This is a genomic window from Paenibacillus macquariensis (genome assembly GCF_900156375.1).
Taxonomy (GTDB): domain Bacteria; phylum Bacillota; class Bacilli; order Paenibacillales; family Paenibacillaceae; genus Paenibacillus_AQ; species Paenibacillus_AQ macquariensis.
Genome location: NZ_FTNK01000004.1, coordinates 174,141 through 187,095 on the forward strand (window position 1 = coordinate 174,141; position 12,955 = coordinate 187,095).

Here is a 12,955-nt window from a genome sequence, read left to right on the forward strand (position 1 = left end):
ATAACCTACTTCATATATACAGTTGAATGAATATTAATACGAAAGGGTGGGGGGAATGGGATATAAAGAACTCTTGGATATAGCAAAGTTGATGACGGAAACGGTAAGATTAATTGCCTTTGCCAGATTTTATAAGAACCTGAAAATAGATGGTTTACATTACATACACCAGGTAGATGGAAGTAAGGCTATTGCGATAAGTAGGCCAGATCATACAACACACCATGAAGCAACTACATTTCTAATGACCCAAATCAATGAAAAGAAGAGTCAGATAAAAACAGTAGAGGGACATGCTCGTAATTTAAAAAAGTTTTTAGATTTTTTAATGATATGGAAGTTAGAAGACGAAATAGATTATATACACCTCATACCAGTTAAGTCTGGAGGTACCTTTCCACTTGAGGTTATTCTCTTAAGCTTTGCAGACTATCTCAGATGTATACCCAATGGGTACAAACCTTTCTCAGAGATAAGAGGTTCTAGTCATAGTATTCAGTGGTCTATGTTAAAATCCATTCCTCTTAATAAGCATGCAATGGCTGAGGGTAAATTGATGCCTGTAGTGCGAAGTGCTCTTAATGAACTTAAGAAGGCAGATTGGAGCGAATATCCCCCGGGTGCATTCGGACCTATTATCTATACAGCTTGTGCCTATCTCGAATTCTTAAGAGACCGAACAAGACGGTATGAGAACTTACCCATAGAGCAAATTCCGAGAAAAGAAGCAAGGGACAATTATTCTTTAATATCTGGTACTGCTGGCAGCAGAGTGCGGATTATTTTTGATGTAGATAATATAGCACGTGATTCTAGTACTGCTGGTCCAAGTGGAGGAAACAGTCGACAAGGTACTCCTCTCGATCGCTCTGAGGTTATAAACGAATCTGATGCAAACTCTTTCTTTGCATTGCTGGATCCCTATGAAGATGCACAAGACCTACTTTTATTTACCATTTTGAGATACTTTGGCTTACGATCAGGAGAAGCTTCTAACATTCAAATTGAACCCTCGACTATCCCTGCAAACCTTAACATGTATCATAGTGCAAGAGAAGGATTAACGATTTCTCTACGTGAAAAGATAAGGTACATTCAAGAGAGCGGGCTTCACGGGAACTGGGTCATTAATACAGGGTGGAAAACGAAGGCATCCCAAAGAGAAGTACCATTAATTAATCACAAGGCGGTTGATCCCTACTCCGGGGAGAAAATCCAATTCCCTACGCAAAATGAGTTTACGGAATTACTTTACTGGGCTCTCGTTCAGCGTCGTGATTTGTTGTCACAATATTCTGGAAAAGATCATGGTTATTTGTTTGTATCGGCATCTAATAATTCTAGAGGGAAGCCATTAAGTGAAAAAGGTGTGTATAGCAAATTTAATAACCTGGCCAATAAATTATTTGCGCATTCTCAAGAAGCAGTGGATGTTCGCTCTTTTTACCCACATACCTTCAGACATCTGTTCGCCACTTCGTTAAGCCTTAGATACCACAGACCGATAGAGGAGATAAGCAAATGGTTAGGGCATTCGTCAGTGACAATAACGGAGAACACCTACATTCACTGGATACCTGAATCAAATTCAGATTCTGAAAAAGGTGAGGTGTCGCATATGAGTAAATTTTACAAACAACAAGCGGAGATTTCTGAGCTAGCGTTGATGGGTACAGAGGAGGAAACATAGTGACATTAGAGTGGGTTCCGCTTACTGCATTTCGTAGATTTCTAAAGGAAACATTACAAATTAATAATGTGAAGAATACATTTTGTTTGATGAATAATGCTGTACTACAGCTTCAGACCACATATCCAAATCCACATGATTGGTTGGCTATTAAACCAGAGGAAAGACTGTCATTTCACGGAGGAGATCGAAGTGAACTTTGGTATGTTATTTTCTGGATTTGGGATTCAGGCTATTGTGAAGGAGAAGATCATGAAGCGAACTCCCGTCGTATCGATATAATTAAATATATTTCCACACGGGGACGAGTAAACCTTGCCGATTTTCCTGTGAAATTAGGTTTGCTCACGAGTGCTGAAACAGAGTTCATCCGAAATAAAGATGTTTCTAAGAAAGGCTTATTAAACAAACTGGCTATACATATAGTGAGCGTCATGAAGCCCTTAGAACAATTTACAGAAGAAGATATTCTCCTTGCTGACCTCATGAGGCCCAATGATAGGCGTTATAATGCTAAGAGTTTAAAGGATCTCTTATACGAGTTAGGACATTCTAACTTACCAGGCAAGAGAAGACAAAGGACACATTTCGATGAGTGCTGTGATCATTCCAAATGGGGCAGAGTGTCAGAAGATTACCGCCAGCATCTGAAGCGTTCAGATGCTTTAGATTATTATATGCGCAAAGCTGGAGCTGCTCTGCTCAAGTTTTATGCTTGGCTTGATAAACGAGGAGAGCCTGATGCTTCTCTTCTTGAATACGAAGACTATCTCGAACTGTTTGACTATTTTTCTTTAAATGAAGAAGGTGATAAATTCTCTTCTAAATACATTGGTAACAGCTTAAGCTTTATCAAAGCTTTTCTAGATTGGGGAAATGGTCTCAATTCCTTTTTTCCAAATCATTTGGACTGGCCAAATGATTTGTACTCAGGAATCCATCGAGAGGCTCAAAGCGAGACTTATGCTGGTGACGGATTAGCATTTGATGATCCGGAATTTCCTTCACTTATGAAGAAGGCAATAGAAAGCTGCCAGCCAGTGGACGAAATTGAAGCATTATGTCGGGCTTTCTGGCTAGTCATAGCGTCCTCACCGGTCCGTAAAACTTATCTGCTTAACCTGCAGGTCGACGATTGTGTGTTACCTCTTCCAAATGCACCAGCAGCATTGGGTTTGTATAGCCCTTATTCAGGTATTGAGAAGGCTAAACATCGAAACGGTCAGTTTCCAATATTAGATTCAAGTGGTATAAGGGCTTTGAATTTTTTACGAAAAAGGGCAGATGAGCATGCATTCCGTCCAATGTGGAATGAAAGAGCAGAGGCCACTTATGTTCACTTATTTCAACTCAAAGAGTTTCCCTGGCTATTAAATGAAAAACAAATATACATGTTTTTTGATAAGATCGCTGAATCTATTGGTCACAAGGATAAAAAAGGGAAAGCTCACGGTTATCGTCATTACCTTATTACCCATATTGCAATTGAAACAGGTAATAGTGCTTTGGCGCGACTTGCTGCAGGACATGAAAATGATACGATGCTAAATCGTTACCTCAGAAGCAATCTCTCTCGGAAAGCCTTGTTATTCGCGACTATGAAGAAATATCAAGATGGTGAAATTGCTGGGCGATTCATTTGGCGCATTTTTGAAGCGCTTGCCGATGATCAGATGGAACCGGATGAGTTAATTAAGGCTCTTGGCTCAGAAGAAATCACGTTAGATGAATTTTTTGCAAAGTTTGGTTTACCTGCACCAACGGGAGTAGGTAAGTGTCTCATTCAGGGAGCTTGTATTTTTGAAGCAAAATGTTTTTCCTGTCATCATTATGCCATACGAAAAAGCGAGGCTGCTCAAGCATTCCGAACGCTTGCCAGACTGACTAAAGAAATGTGGAACATGATGCAATGTAGTAGGGACTTTACAACTCAAAATTCAAAAGCAGCTGGGCTTATGACGCAAATAGCATTGCTTGGTGATATGATTAGGCATTTCGGATATTCAGAAGACCAAATTCAAATGGAGATTATTAAGCAGATTTGAAATGTTTAAACCAGGTTAGGGGGTAAAATGTCCTTATCATTAGCACTTCAGAAAAGCAGCGATATTCCCATTCCTGCTAGAAGAAAGAGATTAATCGAGACTTGGGAACATCTCACCAAAGCAGAATACGCACAGTATCGACCAGTAACAAATTGGTCAAACATTGAGCTTTTGTTACCTTCTCCTGTTACAGAACTATCCGATTCCTCTAGATTTTCTAACTTGATACCGGTACAAAGAGATTATGTTTTACTTCTTGCCTTTTTACAACGGGGCAGTCTGCCTATTGAACTTGCATTTCCAACAAAAATCGTTTTTAGTAAATTTCCGTTTTCAGAATTGCCCAATTTTCATTATTTCGACGAACTATATGACCGTTACTATTCTTCGTTCTACCCAATGGATAGTGAAAAGCAGATTATGAAAGCAAAAAAAAAAATTCAGTTGCTACGGACTGTTGTTTGTTTGTGGTTTGCTGGTTACGCACTAAATGATGGTCTTGGAGGAAATAAAGTAATTACATCATCGGTATTAGAGAAATCAAGTAAGACTGCCAAATCTCATAGAAGCAGTTTGACTATTCTCAGCAAGATGCTGGTTAAAGAAACGGATTCAAAGATAGAAGCTAAGCCATTATTAAAATTCAACGAGGCGGAAAAGAATCTTTGGGCAGCTGCGGGTATATTTCCAACCCAAACGTCTTTTGAAGAGAGTCTGCATAATTTTGCATTCACCTACCTGGTGGGGCGCGTAAACGGTGGAATAACAGAGGATCACTTTAACGATGAGGGGATTTTGTTATTTCGCTATGGCAAGAAGTCGATAAGTCAGAATTATTGGAAATCAGTAGTCAAATATGTCCGTTATTTCGCAATATGTGCTAAGTCATTAGGTATTAACAATCTAAATGAAGTATCAATTAGTAACGTATATAACGACTTGATAAGCCAACTGAAAGGACAGGTTGACAAATCGTTATTTAGAGTGGCACTTCGGTTATGGCTTAAATGGTTAATAAGAACAACAAGTGTTAATTACAATATTGAGCGTATTATGCCTAGTCCTAAGCGTGTATTGTCAAAAAATCATGGACGTGTATTCAGTATGTCCAAAGCATATATTCTTGTTCAGAGTCTGCTAAATGATCAAAACGCACTGGTAAACGAAAATGACATAATGGACTATCGATATAGAAGAGGATGTCTGCTAATCTTAGCAACAGCAGCGCGGCCACAAGAGATTGTTAATCTTCTTCAGGAAGCTAAATTTAAGGATTCTAATGGTGATTACTGGATAAGATTTCATAAGACGAAAACAATTCGTAACCAATCAGGTGGAAAGTCATTTGAATGGGTTCATCAAGTTTCAGTTAAATCTGATGCGGTGAGATGGTTTCATGAATTATTGCATTTTGCTCCATCCGAACCATTGCACTTTCCAATTGAATCCGGTGGGGACGATCTGACTGAATTAAGGCTTTTTGCTACTAAGCATAATGACGGTCCAATCCAGAAGGGTTTTTACAATTTTTTGGCCCGAATTCAGAGAAAACTGTTTCCGGAATTAACCAAGCCCTACTTTACTCCTCATAACTTAAGGGCTCTTCATCTTACATACCGACGAATAATAGGTGATAATGACTTGCTATTGGAACGTCAGGCGGGTCATAGCCATTCGTCTTCCAAGAAGCCGTATACCCAAACAATGTCTTCAGAAGAAGTGGGTAAGTTTGCCGATATATTCAAAAAAGGGGTATGGGGAGATACCCAACATGAAACAAGTGTTGATGATCAAAGCTTCTTAGCAGATAAGGATGTTAATCTTGATGAGATTACAAAGGTATCTAGCAAGTTTGTGGTGACGCAGACTAAACTGGAGGAGGTTCTCAAACTAACACAAAAGGTCATGGAGGCAGCTCCTCTAAAATTCCAAGGTAAAGTTATTGAAACAGAAAGTGAACTCACTGGGGTGGCTGTGGGAGGCTACACGCACAACTGTAACGCTCATGTTTTACTTAACTGCGGACATACACCTGGTCATTGTCGAGCATGTGACTATTATAGCCCTGATGAAGGCACAGAGGATGCGCACCGCGTAGAAGTATTTCGAGAAATGCTGCACTATTATTTCTGTATAGATGCAGAGAAGGAATTCAAATCCACCGGCCATCGAAAAATGGTTTTTCAAAAGGCTGAAGATATTAAAGAACGCTTGGGTTCAACAGAAGGGAAGCTTTGGGTGGATAAGTTTGGTATGAAGCCAAATGAGGCGAAAAAGTTGCATGCTTTGCTCTGGAAAAAAGCGAGGATATATTTCCGTCAAGAATCAAAAATCAATCCCAAACCAAGTACGGATCAGATACTTCAATACATGATTAGTGGGGAGATGACCTAGTTTTGGCCCGAACTTCCGCTTTTACGAACAAGGATTTAGCGTGGGAATGCTCACAATTGAAACGAAAGCTGTTGAATGATGCGAAAAAAGGTCGAATAAGTCGACTATCTAAATCCACTGTTTTTGATTTGCTTGCTGCGCGTCCACGAATTGGTTTGAAAAGTTCCCGAATGCTATGGGCTGGTTCTCATCGTGATTATTTAGAGGGTTGGTTTGCGAAATTAGAAGACGAGATTCAGATTATTTTTGATACATTTTCCGCTGAAAATCAATTTTTGACTCGGCCTGAAGAGCTTGTAAAAGATAACTCACTTCTCGAAGCAAAAGTTGCTCATCTCACACAACTGGTTGTTACTTACAGAGAAGCAATTGATAAATTACGCTTAGAAAATGTAAAGTATAGGGAGTTGACCATTCAACGCTTTGGTCACATTGATGAAATTTAGCCAAAATAATAGAGGTGGGACTCTAATGTCCCAACTCAGGTAAAGCTCATGAGTTACGAAGGTATTAGTGGCCCTCGTGCCAAGTTTGATTTTAGTTTTCTATTTGAATCAATTTCATAATGTTTTTGAATGAAACTTGTGTAAGCCGTAATTTTACGGTCTATTTTTCGAAAAATTAAGCCGCAATCTTGTGGGATTGACTTTTTCTAACACGATCTACGGTTAATTTGCATGCTGTATACACTAAACAAGATAACTGAAAGTCAACGCTTGCCAGTTTTCCTCGATGACGAATGTTGTTGAGCTGAAAATACTCATTCAGATATGCGTTGACACGCTCAACAGCCGTTCGTTTTTTATATAACTCGTAGTAACGGTCACTACCGCGGGCTGGTACGGTGTATTTACGAATATCGGATTCCACTTTTACTTAATGTACTTTCTGGCATTCCCCATCGTTAAATGGACTGCTCCCACATTCCTTTGGTGACGTGTACTTGAGCGTTTCATACTTAGAATTGAAACTATCGTACCTATAGCTCTTTCCTTCTTTGCTGGTAGGGCGAAAATACTTATCTTTTCCTTCGACGGGTTGTTCATTTCGTTTGTTGTAATCAATGAGTGCATAAGCTCCTAGGACCTGCGCTTGCTGGTAAATGGGTACGAGATCGTAGCCTGCATCTGCAAGCACGTAATCCACTTTGAGATAGGGATGAAACTCCGTCAGCGATTTGAGCAAGGGAATGGCCATTTTACCATCGTTGATGTTGCCTGAAGATAGGAGCGCCGTGAGGATATATTGACTTTTAGAGTCAACCAGCAGATGCCCTTTAAAGCCATACCAAAACACATTCTTGCCTTCTGAGTTCTTTTTAATGCCCCATTCAGGTGCAAGTGGAATCTGCTTATTTAGCTCAGATAACGAGTGTTGAAGCTGTTCCTCGACCTTTTTCTTAAACAAAGGCCGATTGGCTTCTAACTCTGCTTGCTCTTTCAGCCATTGATCCCGCTCGGCCTTGGACTTGCGTCCACGCTTTTTCTTTGGAAGTTCAATCGGCAATTCATCTGTGTTATCCGTGGATTGTGATTCTTTTTGAGGATGGCGATCTCTGGCCTCGATATGAGTAGCATCCATGGCAACAACCGTTGCGTCAATAAACCCTTCTTGAACTGCCTGATGAATGAGCTTGTTATGTGTTTCCTGAAAGACAGCTGAATTTTGCAGTTTACGGATCATTCTACTAAAGGAAGCTTCACTTGGGATTCGGTCTGAACCGGTAAATCCACATTGCGTGCTGAATTCCACGCTACGGGCCAATAAGCCTCAAATTGGTGGGGCAGCAATTATTCAAGTGATATGTTCTCAAAATGGTATATCCATCACTTTCGAGAGACTTGTCTTTTAGCTGAAGAAAACGGGGAAATGATAGGATTTATTATGGGATTCTTATCGCAATCTAATCCAGATGAATCTTATATTCGAATCGTAATGGTTGACCCAGCGTCGCGTGGAAAAGGTGTTGGACGAGCACTATATGAGGAATTTTCTAAAAGCGTTGGAATGCTAGGAAGAAGTTTAATCCGATGTGTAACAGCTCCTAGAAAGAAGGAGTCTATAGCATTTCATACGCGTATGGGATTTATCATTGAACCACAGGAACAAGAGTTTGAAGGATTGCCTGTATGTCTTGATTATGACGGTCGCGATGGTATCAGGGTGGTTTTTAAGAAGGAGCTATAATCATTAGTTGATTCAGCTCCCATGAAAATTAAAACTGCAGTCACTGGAAAAGACAATAGTAAATAAGACGCAGCACATTCATTTTTTAAAAAGGGTGGAGCGCCCGAAATAAAGAGATATTGGTTTCTTAAAAGAATTAGGAGACTTCTGAAATGGTTACAGAATAACCTAAGTTTTCTAGTCGCCGAAGTGCGTACTTTACAATAGATTGTTGCTTTTGTTTGTCAAAATAATCTTCACCTAAGTCTACGTACATTTCCTTACGAGTTAAAAGATAGTAGGCAATTCTTAACATTGCATGAGCCACATTTATGACTGCTCGTTTTTTCCCTTTTCGTGCTGCTGTACGTCTATACATGGCGCCGAGATAGTTTTTTGATGCTGCAACAGAATGGGCTGCTTCAACCAAGGCAGATTTCAGATATTTGTTTCCGTTTGTGGTTTTGGCAGATTTCTTTTTTCCTGCACTTTCATTATGTCCAGGTACCAATCCAGCCCATGAGCATAAATGCGCTGCACTGGGAAACTGTTTCCCTATATCCGTTCCGATTTCCGCCAATATTTGTTCCGATTTCCGCCAATATTTGTTCCGCCATTCGAGTGGCTATCCCAGGAATTGAATCTAAACGTTCAACATCGTCATGGAAAGATTCTACCCGAGTAGCAACTTCTTGATCTAGTACCTCGATCTGTTCATTTAAAAAATCAATGTGAGTTAAAATGATCTTTATCATCAGACGTTGGTGAGGGTTTACATAACCTTGAAGAGCAAGTTCGAGATCACTCTTTTTTCGCTTCAGTGTTCGTTGAGCGAAGTTCGCTAATTTCTCAGGATCGTCTTCTCCGTCTGCGATTGCACGTAGCATATGCTTTGAAGAGACGCCCATAATGTCGGAAACAACAGAGCCAAGCTTAATATTTGCTCCTTCTAGAACTTTTTGAATACGATTGTGTTGTCTGGATCTCTCTTCAATGATGCTACGGCGATACCGAACAAGTTCTCGAAGTTCTCGTTGATTTCGGTTTGGAATGAAGCTTGCTTTAAGTAGTCCATGACGGAGAAGCTTGGCGATCCATTCCGAATCCTTGACATCTGTTTTACGTCCAGGCAGTGCTTTCATATGCTGGGCATTCACCACTAAAAATCCAATTCCTTCAGCTTCAAGTAAATTGACAATAGGTTTCCAAAATACCCCTGTGCTTTCCATAGCAACGTGAGTACATTCATGTTGTTTAATCCAATCAATGAGTTGTAATAGATGCACCGTCTTAGTCGAAAACGTTTGAATCTCCTTTCCCTTAGAAGTTAGAATGCATGCAGTAATGTTATCCTTATGAATGTCCATACCACATGCCCGTTCAATGACAACTTCCATCTTAAAATACGCCCTCTCTGCGGCTAAATTAGGTAAGAGGCTGGTGCAACAATCAGAGTAGGATTAATCTCCCATGAGTGCTTCCCGTAAGGGAGCGACAATCTGTGATGCACCGTGATCGTTGGAGTCAGACTAACGGATGGGCTCTAAGGCACCATAGTGGATCGACCTTCCTCTCCCAGCCATAGTAGCAGTATTGACGGATTTTTCGTCCCATTTTCATCATCTGTGGTGCGGCGCTTGCGCTGCATGTATGGCTAACGGGAGAACATTTGCACGGTTACAGCTTGGGCTTAAACCTATCTCTTTTGAGCTATTGGTGCACTTCACCTAAATGGGGGGATTTTCTTGTATAAGTAAACCCTAGCGATTCGGGATCTTTCGGATCTGGTAGCTGCAGATGATGTTACTTGCCTTCGCACCTCGAGAGGGATTGGCAAAGGTCAAATTTTTTCGTCCGATGACAATTTCATTCTTTGATCGATCACATTCTTCATAAATATCGATTGAACAACCGATACTAAATGAGGAGGTATTTATGTACGATTATATAAGCATCCATTCTGAACATTATACGAAGAAAATTAAGTCGAAGGTTTTGGAAGAATACTTAACTTCCCAGTTAAAATTCACAACAGTCAGCCATTTAGTATTTAGGAAAGAAGTCTGTGGGGAGTTTATTAGATTAACAGGAATTCCTGCTAATTCAAATGGAAACTATGCCATAAGCACACTTGAGGGTGTGGAAGAAATAAATTTGATTGAAATTGATGTGCCAATAAACATGGATGACACCTTAGAACTAGTAATATCGGACATCGCTAACGCTATTGTTAAAGAGTTTTCATGGATAATTGATGCGGACCAAGGATTAGATAATTGAACATTTGAAGGACTACCGTGTGACAGCCCTTCACTTCGCTCTCGAATCTGGTAACAAGTTTCTTGTAAATCATTCGGCGATCTTATCCTTTCGTTATAAGAGACCTAGGATACCATAGAATCGTCTGATTGGATGTTTTTCTATGCAAATATTTTTCGACAAAAACTTTTCACTGTCCAGAATCATGAAACTCGTATTCTTTCTATTTCATTTATCAACGCTGCTAGTGATTACGGCAGTAGCCATGGATGAGGAGGCAAATGGTATAGCTACCTATTTTAATATTTCAATGCCTGTTATTGATTTTCTTACTGTGAGCCAACAAGCAATGCTAAGTCATGAAGTTAAATTATATGCCGAAATATTTGTTAACGCACAGGGTGAACGTCAATACTCATCTTTTGAAAGTGGAGAAGTCGATTTGTTCGCCAGCTATTTTAACAATACTGCCTATAACTCTTTTTTCTTTTTCTGCTACCCCATAGAAGATATAACACAAATCAAACAATTTGGATATTTTCATGATACTCCAAGTTCCTATTCTATTGAAGTTGATGGCGGCAGAGAAACGGCTAGAAGTCGTGAACTTATACAATTGCGAATGATATCAAAAAATCCTGACAAGCAGATACTGTCTTTTTATCGAACACTTCAAAGGGACTTGAAGAAAATTTCTGGACTGCAAAAGGATACCTCTAAGAAATATTTTTACATGCCCACGGAAAAAAATATCATTCCTGCTAATCCACAATCACAGAACACAAGAGATCATAGGGGAGGTTTTGTATGAATAATTTTATTGCAGAACATTGGAATCTTGAACAGCATGAACTTCCGGGCATGAATTGCATCGTCTTTCCAAATGGTATTGTGACCATTTTAAATTGTTTCAGTACTTATGACCCCAACACAAAAGAACGTAAATTATATTGCTCTCCCTTGTGTGACACAACCATTGCAAGCATTGCAAAGTATAGTGATGATATTTGGACGATCGTTGATGATTGGACCAGTATTGAATATCTAGGCGGGAAAATCCATGGCGGTGACGGTCAAATGGGAAATGAAGGATTTATTGCATGTACGGATGCTGAAGACCGTTTGGTATGGGGAATGTTTTTCCAAAATTCAAATCCTATCAAACACTTAGAAATCAAAGATAAAGTCCTAATTGCGATTAATGAGCATGCCGAATTACAAATCGAAATCAACTTAGAAAACCTTACCCAAATTAAAATGACTTGCATAAAACCCGATTAAGGTTGCATCCATTTGTATTATAGGAGTGAACGAATGTCAATGATAAAAGAACAATTCATTGAACAAATGATAAACTTGGCGTCATGTAGGACTTCTCCGGAAGAATGGAGCTCTTGGTGGAATAATCATAACGAGCAGTTAGAGTCATTTTTAAATCGTGGTGAATATTTGAGGCTTAAACCTATCATGCATGGGTTCCGATGGGTACCTATTGTGCATAGTCAAAAAGGAGCAATTAAATATTTAGATGACAACAACATCCTTTATGTAAAAGAAAATAGTTATCAGGAAAACTATGAGAATGAACTAAATGAATCCATTAAAGCAAACAGAGAAATGAAGAAACAGCGGTTAATAAAAATAAAAGCTGAATATCCTGAAATTTTTAATCGATATCCTAAGTTCTCAAATTCCTTGCAATACAATTTTGATGAAAGTGATTTCATCCAAGTTGGATTAAACAATGATAAATTCGAAGAATTTAAAATCACCTCTGGTATTAAAATGCCTGAAGATATTACGAATTTCTTTAAAACGGCGTCAGCAATCTCTTTAGAAGGTATTAGAATTGAATTTGAACATATATATCCTCTTGAGCTGTTGGGTAAAACATATTATGTTCTTGGTGAGTTTTGGAAAGAAGCTGATGGCGACTTGGTTTTATGGGATCCCTCTGAATCTAATGATCTAACAAAAATATACTATTACGCCCATGAACAAAACAAAATAAAACTTCTCTCAAAAAGTTTCGAAGATTTAATTGAGAAAGTGTTTGCAAATTACAACAAGAACTTGTGAAGTGTAAACTTTTCAAGAATTGTGATAGTATGGAATCAATAATCTATAACAGTAAAGGTCTGGACAGTGAAAAGTTTTTGTTGAAAAATATATGCACAAATAAATAAACCTATCAGACGATTGTATGGTATCCTTGGTCTCTCATAACGAATGGATAAGATCGCTGAATGGGAAATGAAGGATTTTCTAACTTTTTGAGAGGGTATTCATAACCTCCCTTTTTTTTCAATAGCCTCTCGGCATTCGCCGCGGCAGATGGGACAAGGGTTTTCTTGTACCAGCAAACTTCCTTTCCTCCTACTTCGTAGGGGGATTTTTTCAT

9 protein-coding genes and 2 pseudogenes are annotated in these 12,955 nt (G+C 39.2%); 9 read left to right on the forward strand and 2 right to left on the reverse strand.

Going from position 1 to position 12,955, the window contains the following annotated elements:
- Positions 1–55 precede the first annotated feature (55 nt).
- The 4 genes from BW961_RS09320 to BW961_RS09335 all read left to right on the forward strand — a co-directional run bounded on the left by BW961_RS09320 (position 56) and on the right by BW961_RS09335 (position 6,575).
- Complete coding sequence (locus BW961_RS09320) at positions 56–1,690, forward strand: tyrosine-type recombinase/integrase (protein WP_068585549.1); 1,635 nt, start codon at positions 56–58, stop codon at positions 1,688–1,690.
- A gap of 89 nt (positions 1,691–1,779) precedes the next feature.
- Positions 1,780–3,735 carry a site-specific integrase gene (locus BW961_RS09325; protein ID WP_139331575.1) on the forward strand — a complete coding sequence of 652 codons (1,956 nt, stop codon included), beginning with the start codon at positions 1,780–1,782 and terminating at the stop codon, positions 3,733–3,735.
- 27 nt (positions 3,736–3,762) lie between these two features.
- Positions 3,763–6,129, forward strand: a complete 2,367-nt coding sequence (locus BW961_RS09330; protein WP_068585542.1) for a site-specific integrase — start codon at positions 3,763–3,765, stop codon at positions 6,127–6,129.
- Positions 6,130–6,185: 56 nt separating this feature from the next.
- Positions 6,186–6,575, forward strand: coding sequence for a hypothetical protein (locus BW961_RS09335; RefSeq protein WP_156510133.1), 390 nt, complete (start codon positions 6,186–6,188; stop codon positions 6,573–6,575).
- A 175-nt stretch (positions 6,576–6,750) separates the two neighbouring features.
- Here BW961_RS09335 and BW961_RS09340 read toward each other — a convergent pair.
- Positions 6,751–7,893: pseudogene (locus BW961_RS09340) on the reverse strand (transposase); the annotation flags it as partial.
- 39 nt (positions 7,894–7,932) lie between these two features.
- Here BW961_RS09340 and BW961_RS09345 point away from each other — a divergent pair.
- A complete protein-coding gene (locus BW961_RS09345; RefSeq protein WP_082867479.1) occupies positions 7,933–8,316 on the forward strand; it encodes a GNAT family N-acetyltransferase in 384 nt (127 codons plus the stop codon).
- Between the two features lie 136 nt (positions 8,317–8,452).
- Here BW961_RS09345 and BW961_RS09350 read toward each other — a convergent pair.
- A pseudogene (locus BW961_RS09350) lies at positions 8,453–9,692 on the reverse strand (IS110 family RNA-guided transposase).
- Between the two features lie 538 nt (positions 9,693–10,230).
- Here BW961_RS09350 and BW961_RS09355 point away from each other — a divergent pair.
- The 4 genes from BW961_RS09355 (at position 10,231) to BW961_RS09370 (ending at position 12,633) form a co-directional block, all read left to right on the forward strand.
- A complete protein-coding gene (locus BW961_RS09355; RefSeq protein WP_068585534.1) occupies positions 10,231–10,575 on the forward strand; it encodes a hypothetical protein in 345 nt (114 codons plus the stop codon).
- Positions 10,576–10,717: 142 nt separating this feature from the next.
- Positions 10,718–11,365 (forward strand): hypothetical protein, encoded by a 648-nt coding sequence (locus tag BW961_RS09360; RefSeq protein WP_068585530.1) that lies wholly within the window; start codon positions 10,718–10,720, stop codon positions 11,363–11,365.
- Positions 11,362–11,835: a hypothetical protein gene (locus BW961_RS09365; RefSeq protein WP_076576755.1), complete on the forward strand. Its 474-nt coding sequence runs from the start codon at positions 11,362–11,364 to the stop codon at positions 11,833–11,835. Before BW961_RS09360 ends, BW961_RS09365 begins: the two co-directional genes overlap by 4 nt.
- 33 nt (positions 11,836–11,868) lie before the next feature.
- Complete coding sequence (locus tag BW961_RS09370) at positions 11,869–12,633, forward strand: SMI1/KNR4 family protein (RefSeq protein ID WP_068585528.1); 765 nt, start codon at positions 11,869–11,871, stop codon at positions 12,631–12,633.
- Positions 12,634–12,955: the final 322 nt, after the last annotated feature.